Consider the following 22,784-nt stretch of genomic DNA (forward strand, 5'->3'; position numbering starts at 1 on the left):
TAATTTCCTTTAAACAAAAAACCATGGCAGAAGGCTCTACCATGGCTTAAAATTAGCAAACGAATATTCTTAGAGTCCGTAATGCGATTTATGTCTATCTGTTACACTTTTGTGGCTACTATCGATTCTACTGGTTTTAAAACTAGCCTGTTCAATTGTAGCAGGGCCAGAATTTGTTGGTGTGTCGAGCACTACATTCGGTTCCACTTCTGTCTTAAATAAATAAGGCTGTAGGTCATAATAATTGTACATGTTCCAAATAAACTGTGTGTACTCATCAACACCCGACTTGGTACTATCAATGGAAGGAGCCTTTTTCAGTTTATCCACATCTGCATTTAATATCACCTTTTTTTCTTCGTCAGAATCTAGGTAGAAAGCTCCAAAAGGAACAGGGATATGCTTTGAATCCATTCCCCAAAAACCTGTGCTCACTTTTAATAAAACATAGGCCACTCTTTCTGAACCTTGATGAATTATAACATCCTCAATTTTACCAATATGTTCGTGGGCGGGTGTTAAAACATCGCTGTTTTTTAAATCGGTAACTGATATAAAATAATTTGCCATTTCTCTTTTGTTTAAGTCCTACATTAATTTCATAGGCCTATTAAAGCCCTTCTTACTAATAGAAGCAAAGACCATGAAAACAATTTAAAATATCGGTTTTAGCGCTGTATAGACACTTTTTCAATTTTTCATTGAAGAAAATCTGTGGAATGATGATCATTAGCCGATTGTTATTGGGTAAATAATTACACAAATTAGAGTTGGAGTAGCGCACAGAAACTTTTAAAAACTTCTTATATTTTATAACATGGGATTATTCTGGGACCTTATTCAACACAGTCAAATATCAGATCAACAAAGCAAAACAAGTTCATTGGAAGAAAGAGTAAGTCATTTGGAACTCGAATTGAGACACACCCAAGAACTTCTAGTGAAAACACTAAAAACTTTGGAAGAAACTATTGACAAAGACATTAATGAAGATGGCCGCGTAGGCTAATCATTCCGCATGTAGAGTATCTGCTGGGTTATTGAACGCTGCTTTAATGCTATGATAAGAAACCGTAATTAGGGCAATTAAAATAGAACCAAAAGCAACAAACACAAAAGTATATCCATTCACATCAATGGAATAAGCAAAATTTTGCAACCATTCTTTCATGGCCAAATAAGTGATGGGAATGGCAATTAAATTGGCGATGAGAACAAGTTTCACAAAATCTTTTGAAAGTAACTGAACAATGCCAAATGTTGAGGCACCCAATACTTTGCGCACTCCTATTTCTTTAGTGCGCTGGGTAGCTAAAAATGCGGCAAGCCCAAAAGCACCCAAGCAAGCAATGATAATGGCCAATACAGAAAAGGAAGTAAATACTTTTCCGCTTCGTTGTTCTGCTTGATAAAGCGCTCCAAATTCTTCATTTACAAAACGGTAAGCCAATGGGCGATCAGGAATAAACTCTTTCCATTGTGCATCCATAAAATCAAGTGTTGACTTTACATTGGTCGAATTGGTTTTTACAATTATCAGGTTAGATGCTCTCGCATTCAAATTACTTGCAAAAATGGCCAGTGGCCCAATTTCTTGATGCAGAGATTCAAAATGAAAGTCCTTTACCACTCCTATTACATTGTAAATTGGGCCATTAATAGGTTGTAGCTGTTTGCCAATAGGATTTTCCCATTTGAAGATTCGAGCTGCTGCTTCATTGATAATTACGGCAGAAGAGTCTGAAACTACTTCTGGATTAAAAGCTCGCCCTTCTACCACTTCTAAGCCCATGGTAGAAATTAAATCATAATCGCCACGCAAATTTGGCAAAAGAAAGCGGTCACTGGCATCACCTGTAACATCTGTAAAAGTACCGCCAACCACCTGCCTGCCTGGGATGGTATTCACTCCGCTGACTTCCAAAATATTTGGATTATTAAGCAAGGCGTTTTTAAAAGTATTGCTCTGCCCTCGAAGTAAATTAGCTCGCTCAATAACTACCAATTGATCTTTATCAAAGCCTAAACTCTTTTCATTCATATATTGTAACTGCTGGTAGATTACGATTGTACCCACTACCAAAATTGCAGATACGGCAAACTGAAAAATCACCAGCCCATTTCTTAACCAAGAATTCTTTGCACCGCCCGTAAGCTTCCCTTTCAGTACCGTAACAGGCTTAAAAGCAGAAAGGTAAAATGCCGGATAAAGCCCAGCCGCAACACCCAACAGCAGCGAGAACCCTAGCATTGAAAACAGAACGAGAGGAGTAAAAAAAGTATTCAACTCAATTGATTTTCCAGCCAATTCATTAAAAAAAGGAAGCAATAAGGCTGTCATTCCTACAGCTAACACCAGGGCCAGCAAACACATAATTATTGATTCGGCCAGAAACTGAAAAACGAGCTGACCTTTTAATGCTCCCAAAACCTTACGCATACCAACTTCTTTTGCTCTATTGGCAGAACGAGCCGTAGCGAGGTTAATAAAATTTACACAAGCAATTAGTAAGATAAAAGCAGAGATACCTGCAAATAGATAAACAGTAGAAGCACTTCCGTTTGGTTCTAGTTCCCATTGCAAATTAGAGTTGAGATGTATTTCAGATATGGGTTGAAAAAAATAGCGATGTGCATTACCGGCTTCCTCATACTGCTGCCAACTTATTCCTAAAATACTCTGAATTTGTGGCTCCATATTTCGCTGTAAAACCTCTTGTAATTTTCGTTCTACAATAGGTACCGAACTTGCTTCCATTTTTACATAATTGTAAGCAACGTATGAGCCCCAAAATTGATTGTTATATAAACTTGGAATGGTATTAAGAGAAAAAAGAAAATCGAAATGAAAATGACTGTTGCTAGGCAACGGCTCCACAACTCCCTTTACCAGCATTTGACCTATATTTTGCATTTCTAGCTGTTTGCCAATCACATCTGTTGAGCCAAAATATTTATTTGCCATTTCTGTAGTGATTACCAACGAATTAGGTTCGTTCAAAACGGTTTCTACATCACCTAAAATCAACTTTGCTCCAAAAAAATCGAAGAAGTTCGAGTCGGCCGCAATTACATTTCTTTCATCAAAATACTGGTCGTCCTTTTCGATGGTTACCGAACCAAAGCTATTGTAAAGCCGAGTAGCTGCGGTGATTTCAGGTAGTTCGTTATAGAGTGTCATGCCCATTGGCATAGGGCTTCGGGCGTATTGAAAACCGTTATCGGGAAATTTTCGATCCAAAGCTATTCGAAAAGTACTTTCGCTGTTCGGATGAAATTTATCATAACTCAACTCATCTACCACAAAGCTCACTATCAATAGACAGCAGCACATGCCAATGGCTAAACCAAAAATATTAATAAAAGCATAAGCTTTCTGTCTGAAGATACTCCTGAGTGCTACCTTAAAATAATTCCTTAACATGTTCACATACATTTTGACCTAAAATGAAGATATGGAACAAATAAATGTAAGCAGTTACTATTATTACGAATGGTCGGATTATTTGACAGAAACGCCACATTGGCCGAACTAAAATGGTGGATCGGAGTTTGTATTGAGTAGATTGCGGCCTTAAAGGTTAGCATAATTCAAACCCTTTTAAATGAAGAAAATTACAGCTGAAAAAATCACCTTAGAAAAAGAGCAAGTTTTAGCGCTTCGGAAGTACGCAGAAGAGCACAAAACCAAAGCAACCATTCAAATTATCAATTCATTTCTACCTTTTATTGGCATCTGGATTTTAATGTATTTCTCCTTAGACATTAGCTACTGGCTAACCTTTGGTTTAGGCATTATCAATGCTTTTTTCTTGGTAAGAATTTTTATTATTCAGCACGATTGCGGGCATCAATCTTTTGTGAAAAACAGAACCGCACAAAAAATTATTGGCTACGCTTGTAGCTACTTCTCTACTATTCCTTTTAACTATTGGGCTAAATCACACAGCGTACACCATAAATTAAATGGTCAGCTTGAAATGCGCGACATTGGAGACGTGACTACCTATACTGTGGCTGAATTCAAAGAGTTTAGTAAAGGCAAAAGACTAGGTTACAGAATTTACCGCTCTCCAATTGTAATGTTCCTTTTAGGGCCAATCTACTATGTTTTCATTCATAATAGATTGGCTAAGATTAAACTTCCTGCCTTTAAAAGCGCCAAGAAAGGTGTAATCGTGAACAACATACTTTTACTTACCGCCTTTACGATTTTAGGCTTCACCTTAGGTTGGGTCAAATTTCTTTTGGTTCATCTTACTATTTTAGTCATGTTTTCGATCATCGCCATTTGGTTTTTCTATGTGCAACACCAACATGAGCACGGTTATAAGCAATGGAAAAAGAACTGGGATTATGTTACTTCGGCCTTAAAGGGAAGTACTTATTATAAAATCCCAAGGGTGTTCAATTGGTTGACTGGCAACATTGGAATTCACCATGTGCACCATTTAAACCCGTTAATTCCAAATTATAATTTAAAGAAGTGTATTAAAGAAAACCCTTGGTTAAATCAGTTTCCAACTATAATTGGATTTAGAGATAGCTTAAAACTTGCTTCGAATAAGCTTTGGGATGAAACACAACAGCGCATGATTTCTTTCCGAGAATTCTACGAAATGGAAAAGCGCGACCTAATTCCGGTACCTATACCGAATAAGTCAAACCACTAAACAGTATTTACATTTAATAGTATAGCTCAACCTTCAGGGTTTTGCTCACAAGCACCAAATTGAACAAAATTAAAAATTTGTTTGATTTGGTGTTTTTATATAATTATTATTAATCATGAATTACGAACTGACTGGGATTGCAAAAACTACTGCGAACTATATTAACACCACCAATCAACATGTTTTTTTAACTGGTAAAGCTGGAACTGGAAAAACCACTTTCTTAAAATACATTGTTCAAAACACCCATAAAAAGGTGGTAGTGGCTGCACCAACCGGAATTGCCGCCATTAATGCAAATGGAGTGACACTCCATTCTCTTTTGCACTTGCCATTCGGTGCTTTTATTCCCGAACGAATAACACCCCCAAATACTGGTAGTCAGGTAACCACCTTACTCAACCTGTTTTCGAATGTAAGGTTTAATGCCTCAAAAAGGTCAATGATTCGTGAGGTAGAACTTTTGATTATAGATGAAGTCAGCATGCTGCGTTCCGATTTACTGGATTGCATCGATCACATGTTGCGCTACCTCAGAAAAAACAGAAATGAGCCTTTTGGTGGTCTTCAAATATTGTTCATTGGCGATTTACTTCAGCTTCCGCCCGTGGTGAAAGATTCAGAGTGGAATGTGCTTTCAGAGTATTATAAAAGTAGTTATTTCTTCGATGCACATGCCCTTCGCGAAGCCCCTCCTATTCATGTAGAATTAGATAAGATTTACAGGCAAACCGATGAAAACTTTATTCAAATTTTAAATCGTTTTAGAGACAACGAACAAAATACTGAGGATTTAGCTTACCTCAATTCGTTTTATAAACCTGAAGTAAAAGAAAAGTCTGAAAGTGGATATATCTACCTTACCACACACAACAGGAAAGCCGATGAAATTAACGCCAATAGGTTGGCAAACTTACAGTCGAATTTACATGAGTACAAAGCCGACATTAGTGGCGATTTTCCTGACAATGCGTACCCTACCAACCCCAAGCTTTCACTAAAACTGGGGGCTCAGGTTATGTTTATTAAGAATGATGCTTCAGGACAAGGCCAATTTTTCAATGGGAAAATAGGAACAGTTTCACAATTGCGTTCTTCTGAAATTTGGGTAAAGTTCGAGGACGGAAATGAGGTAGAAGTAGGCAAACACACTTGGGAAAATAAACGATACAAACTCAACGAAGCTTCAAACGAAATAGAAGAAAAGATACTTGGCAAATTCGAGCAATACCCATTAAAACTGGCTTGGGCGGTTACTATTCACAAAAGTCAAGGCCTTACGTTCGAAAAAGCAATTCTGGATCTTACGGATGCTTTCACTCATGGGCAAGTATACGTAGCACTTTCAAGATTGACTTCTTTAAATGGATTAATTCTCGCTTCTAGGTTGCCTGAAGATAGTTTTGAAAGAAGTCAAAGCATGAACGCCTTTATGGCTACAAAAAGTAGTGAAGACCAACTGGCCAGCGAACTACCTAACTACCAAAAGCGATATTACGCTAAATTAGCAGATACAACCTTTGACTTTGCCGGTATTCTGTATGCCCTAAGCCAACACATTCAAAGCTTTGACAAGGACGAAAGTAAATCGGCCAAACAAGAATTTCTGGGTTGGAATAGAAGGTTTTTAGAAAGCACCCTCCCGTTGCAAAAAGTGGGCGCTACATTTATTGGCGAAGTTCAGCGAATATTGACCATGGAGGTTTACCTGCCTCATTTGGCTGAGCGAGCAGAAAAAGCAAAAGGGTACTTTAATAAGGAACTAGAAAAACTCACCGACCTTTTAGACGAACACCAAACTGATATTAAAGCAAAGGTTAGAATTACAGAATACAAAAAAGAGCTTAAGGCTTTAGAGCAACTGTATTTTAACAAAAAGGCTGAAATTCAGCGTTTTCATTTATTGGTAGGTAATGCGTTGAAAGGTAAAACCCTTACAAAGGAAGAAATGCTCAGTTCTAACTTGTATAAAGAACGAAAAGTAGAAGCCGTTTCTAAAAGCAAAAAGTCGAAAACACCTACTGCCGAAATCAGCTTTGAGTTATACCAGCAGGGGAAAACCGTTGAGGAAATTGCTGAAGCCAGAGGTTTAGTTCCGAGTACAATCGAAGGCCATTTAACGCAATATATTTCGAGTGGAGAAGTGGACATCAAACGGTTGATAAGTGAAACAAAACTTAACAACATTCTTTCGCTTATAACTCCTGAAACCACTGGCACACAAGAAATAAAAAGTAAACTTGGAGATGATTATAGTTATGGGGAAATAAGAATGGCCTTAGCTTTTCATAATGCTTCCCATTCTAAATAAACGGTACTTTCTCCAAGTCAAATCACAAACTTAAGTCTGGCGTTTGTAAGCTTATATCGAGGTTAAAGCTTTGTGTTGACTTTCTAGCTTCTGCATCAACTTTTCAAGGTTTAAATACTTTGAGGATTTCAAATAACCATCATCTTTATAGTAGGCAAAAATCACCGTTCGATCTTTAATAACATCAATCACCTTTTTTGAAATTTCCACAGGCAGTGCAGGACAGCCTTGACTACGACCAAGCCTTCCATACTTCTTTATCCAATCATCACTTACATATTTAGCATTATGCATTACTACAGCCCGTTTTCTCATTTGGTCATTATAACCTTTATCCAGTCCATCTAAACGCATAGAGTATCCTTTGCTGCCAACATAAGTTTCTGCAGTTAGGTAAAAGCCTAAGCTACTCGCATTGCTACCTGATTTGTTTGAGAAAACACTAGATTTATTACCACCTGTTGTCCGCCCATGGCTTACAAGTGTATTAAACAGCACCTTCTTTTTAGCCAAGTCAATGGTGTAAAATCGTTTCTCAGTACTGGTTTGAGTGAAGTCTATTATTGATATTAAATCCTTGGTATTCAAAAGTCCGTCTTGTTTCAAACTATAGAAACCGATCATGGCATATCGGAATGGCTCATAATCTAAATTCATCTCCTTCAAACCAACTGCCTGATAAAGAGAGTAGAGAGAATCTTCAAAATTTATTCGATTTAGGTTTCTTTCAAAGGTTTGGTGATAGGCAGGTATTTGAGCACCTCGGCTATCGCCTTCATCGAAATTTACATTGGTAATTTGGGGCTGTGTTTGTTCTTTAAGCTTTGGGTTACTTTTTTCAACTTCTTTATCAGTGTTTTTGCACGAGCAAACAGAAAGCAGTATTGCTACTGCTAATAGATTATATCTCATAAATTTTTAAGGGGTAGTAATTGGGAATTTTTCAATACAGATTCAAATTGCTTCTTAGCTACTAATTTAGGATCTCGACACCTGAACGGAAAACTTATTAATCTTATTGCCCTTTAAAAATGTTCTTTGTGAATCTACGTTAAATCAAAAATACGTACCCCTTTATTCAAAAAACCTACTGGGTAGGTTGTAGTCAAACTTTTTATCGAAAAAAGAAACCCCTCAAACATTAAGCTTGAAGGGCTGAATTAAAAGACCTAACTGTTTTTTATTCCATTATTTTCTGTCCTGATAAGCTGTATTCCACATCCATATTTTTGCCTTTTCGCTTAAACTCTACATCATAGAATTTACCTTTTGTTTTGTGATCAACCCATTCAATTTCTGTAATATCATCTTTGTCGTATTCTTCTTCGATCTTATTCTGAACAACTGAAGGTAAGTCGGACCACTTAACACTCTTTTCGGTCTCAATCCAATTTCCATTCAAATCGTAATCAGCCCTGTACTTCTCACCTTTCAGTTTAAAGTTCACCTCTAAGTTACCTTTGTCATCCTCCTCCCAATCGGTGTCTTTACCGTTAGGGTATTGTCTTTGAAAGGTCTCAACCGCCTCATCAAATTTGCCCTTATTACCGTTGCTAGGGGCGCAAGCCGTTAAGTAGAAAAAGTAAAGCAATATCATTAATTCCGGACGGTAAATTCTTTCAAAAAACTTATAGATAGAATGTGATTTTATATGTTCCATGGTTATGTGATCTTTGATTCAAAACCTATAATTGCAAATGATTGACCAAAAGAAAAAAGCCTCTCTGAGGCCTTTATTAATGATTTATGAATTTCACTTAGCTCAATATGTTGAAAAAATTACTCAATAAACTCCCCCTATTTACGCCAAATTTTACTCACAAATTTAGTTTTCAGAATCATCTCTTTATTGAATAGCATACAAGTGTTTCAATTTATCGGCCTGAGACTTGTCATGACCATAAATATCTTTTCTAAAGTTCATCAATCCGTTTTCATCAACGAAAGCGGTTAAATAAGTAATCTGAACATGATAGTCCTTTTCTAAGTACACCTTTTTAGGCGTATTACTGAACATAGCTTTGTTGATTTCTTCTGAAGTCCATTCGGTTTGATCACGCAACAAGTATTCAGCTAATAACTCTGGTTTTTCTACTCGAATACACCCATGACTAAATGCTCTATCGTAGCGGTTAAAAAGATGACCGCTAGGAGTATCGTGCAAATAAATACTTAAGTCATTGGGCATTATAAACTTGACCCGCCCTAAACTATTCGACCCACCTGGCTGCTGAACAACATTAAATGGAAAATTACTTGATGAATACTCAGACCAATCTACTTTTGAAGGGTCGATCTCTGTTTCTGTGCTCCAACCTCTATAAAATTTGTAATTCAGCCTTGTGTAATACGCAGGGTCTTCTTGAAGTTTAGGCAGCATTTCTTTAGACTTAATACTGAAAGGCACCGTCCAAGTTGGGCTAAACACCAAGTACTTTAAAGTATCGGAAAAAATAGGTGTAGAAGTAAATTCCGCTCCAACAATCACCTTCATTTCAAGCGATTTTTCATTGTCTCGGTATACTTTCAAACTGTAATCAGGAATATTCACTTCGGCATAATTTGCTCCATATTCACTTGGCAACCATCTCATTCGCTCAAGGTTTAGTTCAATCTGACTCACCTTATCAGCAACAGGAATGTTTAAAGCTGCTATAGTTTCCTTCCCTAAGCGACCATCTGGAGCTAAACCGTGTCGCTGCTGAAACTGCTTTACCGATGCCTGCAAAATTTCATCGTAATATTTTGCATCTAAGTCGAAGTCGCTAAGATCATAACTCATTTCAAATGAATCTGTCGGCTTAGGAGTATTAAAAAATGGATCTGTAACAGATAACCTCTCTCTAATTTGCGGAATTGCTTCATGCATTTCGCCTGGCTCAATTACTTTGGTGTCACCTATATTAATGGTTGACCAACCACCGCTGGCTTCAATCTCACGGTATTTATTTAAATGTTCTAGAAGTTCAGCATACTTATGGTGTGTAGGAAAAGTATTTTCTAATTGAGCCTTGAGTTGTTCAGGAGTTTTTATTTTAACCAAATCCCTCAAAAATCCTTTGTTCTTTTTGTCCTTATGCCAATAACCACTCATGAGCTTTTCAGGCAAACGTCCGTTTTGTATATGGAAATTGTAAAGTAGATAATTGGCCGTCATTTCAATTTCCATTTCTATAACATGCTCTTTGCTAATACCTCTTTGAAAAAGGGAATCCACATTTTTAAGCTCGTCTACTCCATAATAATGAGGACTCAAACCGTGCGTATCACCAGAATTAATTTGCCTTAAGGCCTCGTAGAATATAGGCTTAGGGCTATCAGAGTAAAACCAAATGGATTGATTATTCCGCTGGGAGTATAAATTCCTGAGCTCATCTTTTATCTCCTCATAATAGTCGGAACCTTTTATTTTATGAAAAACAGTGTTTTCAAGCTCTAGTTCTGAAGGAGCTACTTTAAATGATCTATATTCAAATTCATCTTCAAGTTCATTCTCGATTTCGGTATTTTTTGAACCCACTATTAAAGATGAAACACTGAGAAGCACCGTGGCACCCATCAAAATTGCCAATAAACTAAGTATTCTATATTTCATAACTAGTGATTTTAAGGTTAGTAGTTGTTCACCACGGCACATCATAGAGAAATACTATACCAACTAAGAAATTGGCGCTGAAGGGCAGTTTTAAAGAAAAGTTTCAATCAAAAAGGACAAAGCCTTACACGTTTTGAGGAGTTTTTTACCCAAATAAATTTGGAGGGAGTTTGATAATCGAGAAACAAAGCAGAAGATATCTATGCTTTTAAACGAGACGAAATAAGAAGGAAAACAGACTATTTATAATGTGAACAATTTGGTGAAGTACCTGCTCAAAAAATAAAGGCAATAGCAATTGGAAAGAATGAGATCAATTGTACTCATATTTGCGCAAATACCGTCTCTATTCATTATCAAATTGAGTATTCTTTTACCCATATGGGAAAGATTGGAACAACTTCTACCTCAAAAAACGGCTTTAATTAAGCTTTTCGCAGGTGGTACAAGAATTGAATATTAACAGCCAAATCAAATAACACTAAATCATGAAATCATCATTTAAATTAATAACAGCTATTTTTCTTTCGGGCGCTCTTTTATTCGGCTGCCAAGCAAGTAACTCAGTTAAAGGTGGAGCCATTGGCGCAACTGCTGGTGGAGTAATTGGGGGAGTAATTGGAGGTAAAGACAATACCGCTCTAGGAGCAATTATTGGAGCTACTGTTGGTGGTACCGCTGGTGCTTTAATTGGACGTAGAATGGACAAACAAGCCGAAGAATTAAGGAATGATTTGGAAGGAGCAAAAGTAGAACGTGTAGGAGAAGGAATTAAAATCACATTCGATTCAGGCTTAATGTTCGCCACCAACCAATCCACTTTAAATGTAAACACTAAGGAAAACCTTAAAGATTTAGCCGCTACGCTTCAGAAATACGAAGATACAAACGTGCTTATTGAAGGTCATACTGACAATACTGGTACTGATGAATATAACATGACCCTTTCTAAGAAAAGAGCAGCTTCAGTACAAGAGTATTTAGTAAGCCTTGGTTTAGATTACCAAAGGTTGGAAATAGCAGGCTATGGCGAAAGCCAGCCAATTGCCGAAAACGACACGAATGCAGGCAGACAAGCCAACCGCAGAGTGGAAGTTGCGATTTACGCTAACGACAAAATGAAAAGAATGGCCAAAAGAGGCGAACTTGAAGGAGGTGAATAAGCCCCTTCTATTCAAAATAAAAAAATGCTTTGTGAGAAATCGCAAAGCATTTTTTTATGCGCTAGCTTCTCTGTTTTGTTAACTTGCAACAATGGAAGGCTCTAACCCCCAACTGCTAGTCGACTTGGTGACAATGAAAATGCCTTTCGGCAAATACAAAGGCACCACGCTCTGTGATTTACCCACTTACTATTTAGAATGGTTTGCCAAAGAAGGCTTCCCGGATGGCAAACTAGGCATGCTCCTTTCCACCATCTTTGAAATCAAAATCAACGGTTTAGAAGACTTACTTAAGCCGTTGAAGAATAAGAGAAGGTTTTGAAGAACCCTCTCCCAACCTTTCCAACCTAAGGCGGGTCTAACCGAGCAGAAAACTATGAAAATATGAAAAATTTATTATTTGCTTCTGCCATCCTCCTTTTCTCCTTTTCTTCTTGTTCCGATGAGCTAGACTGCTGCGTTCTTGAAGGTAATCCACAGAAATGGGAATTGGTTGAAATGACAGGTAGTTTTTCGCCTTCCATTACCACAGGGAACGACATGGATTGGCAAGAATATTATATTTTGAATACCAACACTGGCAAATTTACCAAATCCAGAACAAGAGAAGGCGTAGAAACCTCTGCCTCTGGCACGTTCGTTTTTAATTCTACAGAAGAAGAACATTCAATCAAACTTACCTACCCAAGCGACAACGAGCTTATCGCCAATTGTACAGGCGATTTAACCGAGGTGTTAATTATAGAATCAGAAAACACATTAAAAGGCACTTGGGCCCCATGCGATGGGCCAGGTTTGAAATACCAGAGAACGAATAATTAAAAGGAGGATAAACGCTGAAAAACAATTCAGTTATTCAGCGAACTTTTATTCGAACTTGGCCATTAGGGTATGATATGATTACTCATGCAGAGTATTTCATTCTGTAAGCGCTAATAATGTTAAAACCTAATTTAAAAGCTTCGAGTACTAATCAACCCAAGCAAGCTTTACTTATTGCTGGTATTTTATTTATTGCCATCAACTTACGCCCAGCACTGGCCAGCGTGGGTCCATTGGTAAGCACCATTAGAGAAAGTACTGGACTATCGAATTCAATGCTGGGTTTGCTTACAGCCTTACCCCTTTTGGCATTCGGAGTAGTTTCAATGCTCACCACTCTTTTTACCAAACGGTTTGGAATGGCTGCTACTTTAGCTGGCGCACTCTTATTAATTACCTTTGGTATTCTGGTTCGTTCAATTGATTTTATACCCGCACTGTACATAGGAACAATTTTATCAGGCATTGGCATTGCCTTTGGCAATGTACTTTTACCCAGCTTGGTGAAAAGAAATTTTGAGTCTAATTCTGGTCTCATCACCAGTTTATACTCTGGAGTTATGGCTATTGGAGCCGCTACTGCTGCTGGCATTAGCGTTCCGCTAGCTCAAAACGAAGTCTATGGTTGGCGAGGCGCAATGGGCGTTTGGGCTCTTCTTTCTTTCGCAGCATTTTTTATTTGGTTGCCTCAAGTTTGGCGTATTAAAAAAGCGAAAAAACATCGTAATTTCTTAAAGGCCATGAAGCACCTAACGCGCTCAGCCTTGGCTTGGAAAGTGGCAATTTTTATGGGTTTACAATCCTTCGCTTTTTACGTTATTTTGGCTTGGGTACCCGATATTCTTCAAAGCCGTGGTTTTGACGCTTCCTATTCAGGATGGATGCTTTCTCTATCTCAAGGTACTGGCGTTTTAGGCTCGTTGCTAATTCCCATTTGGGCGGGAAGAAAAAAAGATCAACGAAGTATTATTCTTATTCTCGTGCTTTTAGAAGCCATCAGCCTAATTGGACTCATGTTCCCACAAGCAGGCCTTGTTCCCATTTGGGTTTCGTTAATAGGTTTTGCTTTAGGGGGAAGTTTTGGTCTGGTATTAATGCTTATAATTTTCCGCTCAGAAGATTCTGAAACAGCGGCAGAGCTTTCGGGAATGGCGCAATCAATTGGCTATTTGATAGCCGCCACAGGGCCAATTCTATTTGGTAGCATTTTCGATTTAACTGGAAACTGGTCTTACTCCTTGGTTTTTTTACTAGTTATTGCTTTACTAAAGCTTTATATGGGTTTAGGTGCAGGAAAGCCGGGGAAAATATCGCAGGAAAACTAGGCAATTATTGCATTGTAGCCTATTCTTTTAGTTTAACACCTGGCAGCTTCACCAATCGATTAGGGAAATTAGAGATAATGCCATCAACACCTACCTCAATCAGTGCTTTCATGGTTTTTTCATCATCCACAGTCCACCTCCACACTTCAAGTCCAGTTTTGTGAGCCTTTTCTATATACTCCTTTGTAATTGGATTTCCACCCCCAGCACCAATCGCTTGAGCATTGATAGCTTTAGCCATATCAATTGATCGTTCATTAGCAGAGCCTACCAAAAATAGAATCGGAATATCTTCGTCTAGCTGACGCACTTTTTCCAATGCTTCATAATAGAATGAAAAAACAATTACTTCATCTTTCATACCCAAATCATTGATAATATCGAGCATCTCTTTCTCCACCCCTTTCACTTTCAACTCAATACAAACCTTGATTTTCCCTTTCGAAATGGTCAGTGCTTCTCTGAGCGTAGACACTTTTTCACCCTTAAACTCCTCGCCAAACTTAGAAGAATAGCCCACCTTCACTTTGCTCAGTTCTTCATAAGTCATTTCAGCAACCTTTCCTTTCATTCCGTTAGAAGAAGTTCGGTTAACCGAAGCGTCATGAATAACCATTAAAGAATCGTCTTTAGTTTTGTGAATATCTAACTCGTAATACTCAAACTGATGATCAATGGCTTTCTGAATGGCCGCCAAAGTATTTTCTGGCGCAATACCTGAAAAACCTCGATGGGCAATTACTTTAGTTTGGGCTAGAACGTTGGTGGTGAAAAAAAACAGAACACAGAGAAAGGTTAACTTATTCATTTTACGAATGTGTTTTTATGAAGTAAGTGCAAATATAGAAAACTCAAATTGCCTGAATATTAACTGGGGTTTATGATACAACAACCCTTTTTTAAGGAAACTTTAAGGAAGTTCAGCATGCTCTATAATTTAACAAAGCATAAATTAGAGCATGAGAATTCTGATTGTTGAAGACGAGGTCGGGATTTCCAGCTTTGTTAAGCAAGGTTTGGAAGAAGAATCTTTCGTGGTAGATACAGCGGAAGATGGCAACCAAGGACTTATTTTAGCCCTAAGCAATGATTATGACTTGCTCTTGCTCGATTGGATGCTGCCCGGCCTAAGCGGCATAGAAATTTGTAGGCAATTCAGAAAAGAAAATAGCGCTACTCCTATCATTTTTCTAACCGCCAAAGATACAGTTCAAGAAACAATTTTCGGTTTGCAATCAGGCGCTAACGACTACATAAAAAAACCCTTTCATTTTGAAGAACTCTTAGAAAGAATCAGGGTTCAACTGCGTTCCACACCAAGTTCTTCTGAAAAATTGAGCATTGGAAACATAGTTTTGGATGTGAATGCCCACCAAGTTCATAAGGGAAATGAGGAGATTTTCCTTACGAAAAAGGAGTTTGCATTATTAGAGTATTTGCTCCAAAACAAGAACAAAGTTTGCCGCAGAACGAGAATTATAGAATCTGTTTGGGACATTCATTTTGAATACAATACTGGAGTAATCGATGTATACATTAATGCGCTTCGCAACAAACTAAAATTGAGCGAAGCTGAAAATTACATCCAAACAGTAAGGGGAATAGGCTATATCGCTAAGGAATTATGAAGTTAAATTTCAAAAATAGAATTGCCCTCTACTACACTGTTGCCACAGCCATCATCACGGCATTGGCTTTTCTTATTGTATTTCTAAGCGTAAAGAAAACGGTTTTCAGTAATCTAGATAAAGAGCTTTCTTATCAGGCCCAAAAACACTCTAAGGAAATTATTATTGAAAATGACAGCATTCATTTCATGAACAAAGCCGAGTGGGCCGAAAGAGAACATCGTGAGGTGCAGGTAAACCCGGTATTTATTCAGCTAATCAATAATCAAGGGGAGTTAATGGATAAATCGCCAAACCTTAAAGAGCAGCAACTCACTTTCCTTGAAGCGGTAAACAGCAACGACCATTTTAGCACATTCCTTGTAGATAGAGCCATTAGGCAAGCACAAATTCCAATTGAAAAAAATGGAAGAAAGCAAGGCTATATTATTACAGCTATTTCAATGGAGAGTTCCACAATGGTGATTAAGAACCTACAGAACACTTTATTGATTTCCTTTCCTATTGTGCTTTTTGGTCTATATCTAATTTCAAGTTCTTTGGCAGGCCGAAGCATCACTCCGCTTCAAGCCATAATAGATACTACAAATACCATTACAAAAAACAACCTGAATGAACGGGTTCCGCTACCTCCTAACAAAGATGAAATCTTCGAGCTTTCTTCAGCCATCAACGAACTTTTACAGCGTATAGAAAACGCCATTCAGCGTGAACGACAGTTTACTTCAGATGCTTCGCACGAACTGCGCACCCCACTTTCAACGCTCAGAGGCACTTTAGAAGTACTCATCAGAAAACCACGAACACAATCAGAATATGAACAGAAAGTGCAGTATGGCTTAAACGAAATAGACCGTATGGGCAATATTGTGGAGCAACTTTTATTACTGGCTAGGTTTGATTCTAAAAGTGAAATTGAAGAAAATCACCTTATTTCATTGGTAAGTTTGGTTGATGAAGTGCTCACTAGAAATGGCAACACCATTAGTCAGAAGAATTTAAAAGTAAATTTTGAAGTAAAGGCCGAAACCGAAACTCTAGTACCTCAATATTACGCCAGTTTGATACTGGAAAACATCATTATAAATGCCATCAAATATTCGCTTGAAGGCAAAACACTATCAATAGAAATTTCAGAAGAAGGAAAATATACGCTTTGTAAAATAAGCGACCAAGGTATAGGGATTAAGCAAGAAGACCTTAGTTCGCTGTTTAATCCATTTTTTAGATCCGATGCTTTAGAACATAAACAGATTACAGGAGCTGGCTTGGGATTATCTATTGCTAAAAAGGCAGTAGATGCTATTGGTGCGCAGATTACTGTAGAAAGTAAAATCAATAAAGGCACCACTTTTACGATTGCATTTTTAAGGAAACCTTAAGTTTCTCTTATGAGAAGCCTAAGGAAACTCATTATAGATTTGAGAAGTCAATTTTAGACCAATAGTAATGTTAGAACAGATTATTCAATACAGCATTCGAAACAAACTCATTGTGATGATTTTCACCGCAATCATGGTGGGTTTTGGCATTTTTTCACTTAACAACATCCCCATTGGGGCCGTGCCCGATGTCACCAACAATCAGGTTCAGATCATCACCACATCGCGTAATCTGGCAACTCAGGATGTGGAGAAATTTCTGACCTACCCTGTAGAATTGGAAATGGCCAACTTGCCTGGGGTATTAGAAATTCGCTCTATATCTAAGTTTGGGCTTTCTGTAGTAACCGTTGTATTCGAAGATAAAATGGGCACCTACTTGCCTCGCCAGCTTATTGCGGAAAAAATTAAAAGTGCCGAAGAAAGAATCCCTGCTGAATTTGGCAAACCCTTTATGGGGCCTGTTTCTACTGGTTTAGGTGAAATCTATCAATATATAATAGATGTAGAGCCTGAATACCAAGATCAATACTCAATTACCGATTTAAGAACCATTCAGGATTGGATTGTAAAACGACAATTATCTGGAATACCTGGCGTAGTGGAAGTAAACACTTGGGGCGGCTACCTCAAGCAATACGAAGTTGCTATTAATCCAGAGCAGTTACGTGCACTAAATTTGTCACTTTCAGAAGTATTCGATGCCTTAGAAACGAACAACAGCGTAGCAGGTGGTAGTTATATCGAAAAAGGAAATGAGGCCTTTTTTATTCGTGGTGAAGGTTTAGTAAGCTCTCTTGAAGACATAGAAAACATTATAGTTACCAACAGAGATGGCAAACCCATTTTTGTACGCGATGTAGCCAAAGTCGGTTTTGGTCATGCCAATCGCTTTGGAGCAATTACTGGAAATGGCGAAGGCGAAAAAGTGCTAGGCCAAGTGATGATGCTGAAAGATGCTGATTCCAAAGCGGTAATAGAAGCAGTAAAAGAACGAGTAGAAGAAATTCAAGGTTCACTTCCTGAGGGTGTTAAAATAAATGCCTTTTTAGAGCGAAGTGAGCTGATTGGAAAAACCACTTTCACTATTGCTGAAAACCTAATTCTAGGTTGTTTAATTGTAGTTTTTGTAGTGGTGCTCTTGTTAGGAAATCTGCGTTCTGGCTTGGTAGTAGCCTCTGTAATTCCTCTCTGTTTACTTTTTGCGCTTTCATTAATGTACATTTTTGGTGTAGATGCCAACCTAATGAGTTTGGGGGCGATTGACTTCGGAATTATCATAGATGGGGCGGTGATTATAGTGGAATACATTGCTTTTAAAATTACAGCCGAAAGAACTCAAATCATGAGTTTACCAAAGTCTGAAAAGCAAAGTCTGATTGATAAAATTACATTTAGCGGCTCTACAAAAATGATGCGTTCCGCAGTTTTTGGCCAGCTCATCATCATCATTGTTTTCATTCCAATCCTCTCACTTTCAGGTGTGGAAGGCAAAATGTTTAAGCCTATGGCCATGGTGTTTTGCTTTGCTTTGATTGGCGCAATGATCCTCTGTTTCACTTATGTTCCGGTGGTTTCTTCGATCTTCCTAAAACCATCTGACCCAAATAAAAAGAACATCTCTAATCGACTGATTGGGTTTCTGGACAGGATTTACACCCCTTCAATCACTTGGGCCTTGAAAAGTAAAGGAATTGTATTGGCTGCCGCTACGGCACTACTCATTGCAGTAGGTATACTATTCTCAAAAATGGGTGGAGAGTTCGTGCCTACTTTAGATGAAGGTGATTTTGTGATCCAGCCAGTGTTTAAAACAGGAACATCTTTAAGTAAAACCATAGAAGCCACTACCCTTATGGAACAAATCCTCAAGGAGTTTCCAGAGGTAGATCAGGTGGTGACCAGAATTGGTGCGGCAGAAGTACCTACCGACCCTATGTCGATGGAAGAAAGTGATGTAATCATTAAACTCAATCCAATTAAAGAATGGACTTCGGCCGAAACCAAAGATGAATTGGCCGACAAGTTTAAAGAAGCCCTTTCGGCCAAAATACCTGGGGTAGATTTTGAGTTCACTCAACCGATTGAGATGCGCTTTAACGAGCTGATCACTGGAGTTAGGGCCGATTTGGCCATCAAAGTTTTTGGGGAAGATTTAGATATTCTCTACCAAAAAGCCTTAGAAATAGAAAAGGCGATTGCCAATGTAGATGGCGCAGCAGACATTATTGTAGAGAAAGTGGCGGGTTTACCTCAAATGTCTGTGAAATTTAACCGCCAAAAGATTGCACGCTACGGGCTGAATGTAGAAGAATTAAATAACATTATTACAATGGGCTTTGCAGGAGCAACTGCAGGATCTGTTTTTGAAGGCGAAAAGCAATTCGACTTGGTGGTTCGGTATGACGCGGAACACCGAAAAGACATTCAAGACATAGAAAGAGCATCGGTGCTTTTGCCCAACGGAAACAAAGTGCCGCTTAGTGAATTTGCCGAAATCACTTACACCAAAGGGCCAGCAAAAATATCACGAGATGATACCAAAAGAAGAGTTGTGGTAGGTGTAAATGTTCGTGGCAGAGATTTAGAGTCAGTCGTAAACGATGTTCAGCAAATTATTAAAAGCAAGGTAAAAGTACCAGTGGGTTATAGCATCGAATACGGTGGGCAGTTCGAAAATCTAAGATCGGCCAGGGCCAGACTAATGCTAGCAGTGCCTGTTGCTTTAGTCCTTATCTTCTTCTTACTCTATTTCGCTTTCAACTCTGTAAAAGAAGCCCTCATGATTTACAGTGCTATTCCGCTATCAGCTGTGGGTGGTGTTTTACTGCTTTACTTTAGAGATATGCCCTTTAGTATTTCAGCTGGCGTAGGCTTTATCGCTCTTTTTGGAATCGCGGTACTCAACGGAATTGTGTTGATTGAGCATTTTAAAGAATTGAAAAAACATGGTCATGACGATATTAATGCCAGAGTGATTTTGGGTACAAAACAAAGATTAAGACCAGTACTACTTACCGCAATGGCCGCAGCTTTGGGTTTTCTGCCTATGGCCATTTCTACTTCTGCTGGTGCCGAAGTTCAAAGACCATTGGCCACAGTTGTGGTTGGTGGACTCATTTCCGCCACCATTCTTACGCTAATTGTACTGCCCGTTTTGTACTCTATTTTCGATAAAAAAGAAGCTAAAAAACCAATGAAAGCACAACCGCTTATGATTGTCATTCTGTTGATGTTTGCTTTTAATAGCAACGGAATAGCACAAACCAAACCTGTAAGTCTTAATGAAGCAATCGACATTGCGTTAAAGAACAACAGTGAATTGAAAGCTTCTTCTGCTAAAATAGATCAGAATAAATCTTTAGTAGGCAGCTCATTCAACATTGAAAAAACGCAGGTGTATTATCACTTTGACGAAAACAACATTGCCGAAAACAATCAGGCGCTCAATGTATTTGGCCTTAGTCAATCTTTCGCTTTTCCAACGGTGTATGGAAACCAGAAAAAAGTGCTTCAAGGCATTACCTCCCTTTCGGAACAACAACATTTGCTCGATCGGAATAGAGTTACAAAAGAGGTTTCAAAGGCCTACTACACTGTTGTTTACTGGCAGAATGTAGCCCAGAACTACGCTTATTTAGACAGCCTATACAAAGACTTTTCCAGAGCAGCTTCGCGCAAATTTGAAGAAGGGGAATCTAATTATTTGGAAAAACTAACTGCGGAAGCCAAACAGAGAGAGCTTGATTTGGCTCTAAAGCAGAGCAAAGAAAGCGTTCAAAAATCTTATGCATTACTAAACCAATGGCTTCAGTCCGACTCTGAAATTGAAATAGAGCCGCAGCAAATGCAAATGCTTGAGTACAGCCCATTAGACACCGAAAACCATTTGGGTATTCAGTACTTTGAAAAGGCGGAATTACTTTCGCAGCAATCTTTAAAACTTGCGCAGCAGCAGCTATTGCCCGATTTACATTTTAATATTTTCAGAGGCACCAACAATGGCATAAATGCAAAAGCCTATATGGGCTTTCAGGCGGGCATTGGCATACCCCTCTTTTTTGGAGCCGATAAGGCAAAAATAAATGCGGCCAAAATTCAATCGCTTATTTCGGAATACGAGTCGGAGAATTACAAAACGCAGTTAAAAGCGAATTACGAAGCTCAGCGCGCTGATTTGCAACAATACCAAGAGGCCATTGACTATTATGAAAATGCTGGAAAACAGCTTGCTCATGAACTAATCAATAATGGAACAAAAGCTTTTAAAGGTGGAGAGATCGACTTCTTACAATACATTCAGCTACTCGATAATGCTAAAGGTATTGAGATTACCTACTTAGAAAATCTCTACAATTACAACATGATCTTATTGGATATCAAATATTTAACAATTCTGAAATGAACAGTTCTAAACATACATTCAGTATCAGCTTATTTTTAGGCAGTCTTGCCCTAGTATTTAGCGTATTTTCTTGCGGCTCAGGCGCTTCTAACGAAACGATGGTAATTGAAGAAAACACTGATGAGAATATCATAAGCGTGAGTAATTCTCAATTTCAAGCTTCGGCCATGCAACTTGGTAGAATGGACACGTTCCAGTTTTCAGAAAAGGTGCATACCACAGGCATGTTTGATGTACCTCCGGGACATAAAGCTTCTGTAAGTGCCTATTTTGGTGGATATGTAAAAGAGAGTGAATTATTGCCAGGTGAAGTAGCCACGAAAGGCCAAACCTTATTCACGCTAGAAAACCCTGCTTACATTCAGATACAACAGGATTTTCTGGAAGTTAAAAACCATATTTCCTTTTTAAAGTCAGACTACGAAAGACAGAAGAGCCTTTCTGAAGAGAATATCAGTTCTCAGAAAAAATTTCTTCAGGCAGAAACTGAATACAACAATGCTCTGACCCAATTCGAAGCCTTAAAAAAGAAGTTAGTGCTAATGAACATTGACCCAAAAAGCCTAACCGCAGAAAGCATGACCTCGGTGATTCCAGTAAAATCACCCATTAGCGGCTTTATCACCGCTATAAATGCCTCTAAAGGCATGTTTCTAAACCCTTCAGACATTGCTATTACAATTACCAATACAGAACATATGCATATGGAATTGAAGGTTTTTGAAAATGACCTTCATAAGATAAAAGTAGGGCAAAAAGTAATATTCAAGCGCCAAAACGATCCAAACAAAACATTTACCGCTACAATCAACCTCATCAATAAAGCCATAGACGAAGAAAACAGATCGGTATTAGTGCATTGCCATTTAGACAGTGAAGAAGATGAAAGGCTCTTTATTCCGGGTATGTATGTAGAAGCCGAAATATTAACCTCGAGCCAAACTCAAATGGCTTTACCAGAAGCAGCCGTGGTAGAGATTGAAGGCAATTATTATGTTTTGGTAAAAACAAACACCGAAAATGAAGCTTCAACCTTTGAAAAAAGAATGGTGAAAGTGGGAATTACGGAAGATGGCTACACCTCCATTTTAAACCCTCAGGACTTTAAGCCGAATACTGAATTCGTGACCTCAGGAGCTTTCAATTTGATTATGGAATAAGGCAAGTAGTGTTTCCAGCAAAATATTTTTCAAATATTGATTAACGGTAGTACCAACCTAAAAAGCAGTGATAATTGTAAAAAGCTGATGAAACCACTTCTGCCAGTTCATATTTAAAGTATCAGATTTTCAGATAGCTAGTCCTTTTCAACGATTATATATAGCCTTACTGCAAGAATTAGGTTCATTGTACAGTTTTCCGTTTATGGTTTAAGAGCTCTATGTAAAAGTATTTAGCTTTTAGGCCATTTTTGTTTAACAGATAATTTTTATTGACCTTTATTTTAAATAGGGGATAACTTCTAAAAACCGAAAGAGAC

17 protein-coding genes are annotated in these 22,784 nt (G+C 38.2%); 11 read left to right on the forward strand and 6 right to left on the reverse strand.

The genetic code is table 11. The features are described from left to right. Positions 1-69 precede the first annotated feature (69 nt). Entirely contained in the window at positions 70-570 is a 501-nt protein-coding gene (locus AWW67_RS16260; protein WP_062303008.1) for a PRC-barrel domain-containing protein, read from the reverse strand. Between the two features lie 247 nt (positions 571-817). Here AWW67_RS16260 and AWW67_RS16265 point away from each other — a divergent pair, with 247 nt between their 5' ends. Next, positions 818-1,009, forward strand: coding sequence for a hypothetical protein (locus AWW67_RS16265; RefSeq protein WP_062303009.1), 192 nt, complete (start codon positions 818-820; stop codon positions 1,007-1,009). Here the strand turns inward: AWW67_RS16265 and AWW67_RS16270 are convergent, their stop codons facing one another. Continuing rightward, positions 1,010-3,424, reverse strand: coding sequence for an ABC transporter permease (locus tag AWW67_RS16270; RefSeq protein ID WP_071387165.1), 2,415 nt, complete (start codon positions 3,422-3,424; stop codon positions 1,010-1,012). Positions 3,425-3,605: 181 nt separating this feature from the next. Between AWW67_RS16270 and AWW67_RS16275 the strand changes: the two genes are divergently transcribed. Next, positions 3,606-4,673: a fatty acid desaturase gene (locus tag AWW67_RS16275; protein ID WP_062303012.1), complete on the forward strand. Its 1,068-nt coding sequence runs from the start codon at positions 3,606-3,608 to the stop codon at positions 4,671-4,673. A gap of 115 nt (positions 4,674-4,788) precedes the next feature. After that, a complete protein-coding gene (locus AWW67_RS19250; protein ID WP_062303013.1) occupies positions 4,789-6,984 on the forward strand; it encodes a helix-turn-helix domain-containing protein in 2,196 nt (731 codons plus the stop codon). A 51-nt stretch (positions 6,985-7,035) separates the two neighbouring features. On the opposite strand, the gene AWW67_RS16285 is transcribed toward AWW67_RS19250, so the two are convergent. The 3 genes from AWW67_RS16285 to AWW67_RS16295 all read right to left on the reverse strand — a co-directional run bounded on the left by AWW67_RS16285 (position 7,036) and on the right by AWW67_RS16295 (position 10,579). Further along, entirely contained in the window at positions 7,036-7,896 is an 861-nt protein-coding gene (locus AWW67_RS16285; RefSeq protein ID WP_094078559.1) for a murein L,D-transpeptidase catalytic domain family protein, read from the reverse strand. 268 nt (positions 7,897-8,164) lie between these two features. Beyond that, positions 8,165-8,644: a PepSY-like domain-containing protein gene (locus tag AWW67_RS16290; protein WP_089082051.1), complete on the reverse strand. Its 480-nt coding sequence runs from the start codon at positions 8,642-8,644 to the stop codon at positions 8,165-8,167. A 186-nt stretch (positions 8,645-8,830) separates the two neighbouring features. Further along, positions 8,831-10,579: a L,D-transpeptidase family protein gene (locus AWW67_RS16295; RefSeq protein ID WP_062303014.1), complete on the reverse strand. Its 1,749-nt coding sequence runs from the start codon at positions 10,577-10,579 to the stop codon at positions 8,831-8,833. A 488-nt stretch (positions 10,580-11,067) separates the two neighbouring features. Between AWW67_RS16295 and AWW67_RS16300 the strand changes: the two genes are divergently transcribed. The 4 genes from AWW67_RS16300 (at position 11,068) to AWW67_RS16315 (ending at position 13,889) form a co-directional block, all read left to right on the forward strand. Then, positions 11,068-11,742, forward strand: a complete 675-nt coding sequence (locus AWW67_RS16300) for a YiaD family glycine zipper/OmpA-like lipoprotein (protein ID WP_053223124.1) — start codon at positions 11,068-11,070, stop codon at positions 11,740-11,742. Between the two features lie 91 nt (positions 11,743-11,833). Further along, positions 11,834-12,064, forward strand: a complete 231-nt coding sequence (locus AWW67_RS16305) for a DUF3820 family protein (RefSeq protein WP_062303016.1) — start codon at positions 11,834-11,836, stop codon at positions 12,062-12,064. A 62-nt stretch (positions 12,065-12,126) separates the two neighbouring features. Then, the gene (locus AWW67_RS16310; RefSeq protein ID WP_062303017.1) at positions 12,127-12,564 is read left to right on the forward strand and encodes a hypothetical protein; all 438 of its coding nucleotides are present in this window, start codon (positions 12,127-12,129) and stop codon (positions 12,562-12,564) included. 116 nt (positions 12,565-12,680) lie between these two features. After that, the gene (locus tag AWW67_RS16315; protein WP_062303019.1) at positions 12,681-13,889 is read left to right on the forward strand and encodes a CynX/NimT family MFS transporter; all 1,209 of its coding nucleotides are present in this window, start codon (positions 12,681-12,683) and stop codon (positions 13,887-13,889) included. 19 nt (positions 13,890-13,908) lie between these two features. Here the strand turns inward: AWW67_RS16315 and AWW67_RS16320 are convergent, their stop codons facing one another. Beyond that, the gene (locus AWW67_RS16320; RefSeq protein WP_062303020.1) at positions 13,909-14,697 is read right to left on the reverse strand and encodes a glycerophosphodiester phosphodiesterase; all 789 of its coding nucleotides are present in this window, start codon (positions 14,695-14,697) and stop codon (positions 13,909-13,911) included. A gap of 151 nt (positions 14,698-14,848) precedes the next feature. On the opposite strand from AWW67_RS16320, the gene AWW67_RS16325 reads away from it, so the two are divergent. The 4 genes from AWW67_RS16325 (at position 14,849) to AWW67_RS16340 (ending at position 22,464) form a co-directional block, all read left to right on the forward strand. After that, positions 14,849-15,517, forward strand: a complete 669-nt coding sequence (locus AWW67_RS16325) for a response regulator transcription factor (protein WP_062303021.1) — start codon at positions 14,849-14,851, stop codon at positions 15,515-15,517. Next, positions 15,514-16,899 carry a sensor histidine kinase gene (locus AWW67_RS16330; protein ID WP_062303023.1) on the forward strand — a complete coding sequence of 462 codons (1,386 nt, stop codon included), beginning with the start codon at positions 15,514-15,516 and terminating at the stop codon, positions 16,897-16,899. Before AWW67_RS16325 ends, AWW67_RS16330 begins: the two co-directional genes overlap by 4 nt. Before the next feature lie 67 nt (positions 16,900-16,966). Then, the gene (locus tag AWW67_RS16335; RefSeq protein WP_062303024.1) at positions 16,967-21,304 is read left to right on the forward strand and encodes a CusA/CzcA family heavy metal efflux RND transporter; all 4,338 of its coding nucleotides are present in this window, start codon (positions 16,967-16,969) and stop codon (positions 21,302-21,304) included. After that, the gene (locus tag AWW67_RS16340) at positions 21,301-22,464 is read left to right on the forward strand and encodes an efflux RND transporter periplasmic adaptor subunit (protein WP_062303026.1); all 1,164 of its coding nucleotides are present in this window, start codon (positions 21,301-21,303) and stop codon (positions 22,462-22,464) included. Before AWW67_RS16335 ends, AWW67_RS16340 begins: the two co-directional genes overlap by 4 nt. The last annotated feature ends 320 nt before the right edge of the window (positions 22,465-22,784 follow it).

This window comes from Roseivirga seohaensis (assembly GCF_001592945.1).
Lineage (GTDB): Bacteria > Bacteroidota > Bacteroidia > Cytophagales > Cyclobacteriaceae > Roseivirga > Roseivirga seohaensis.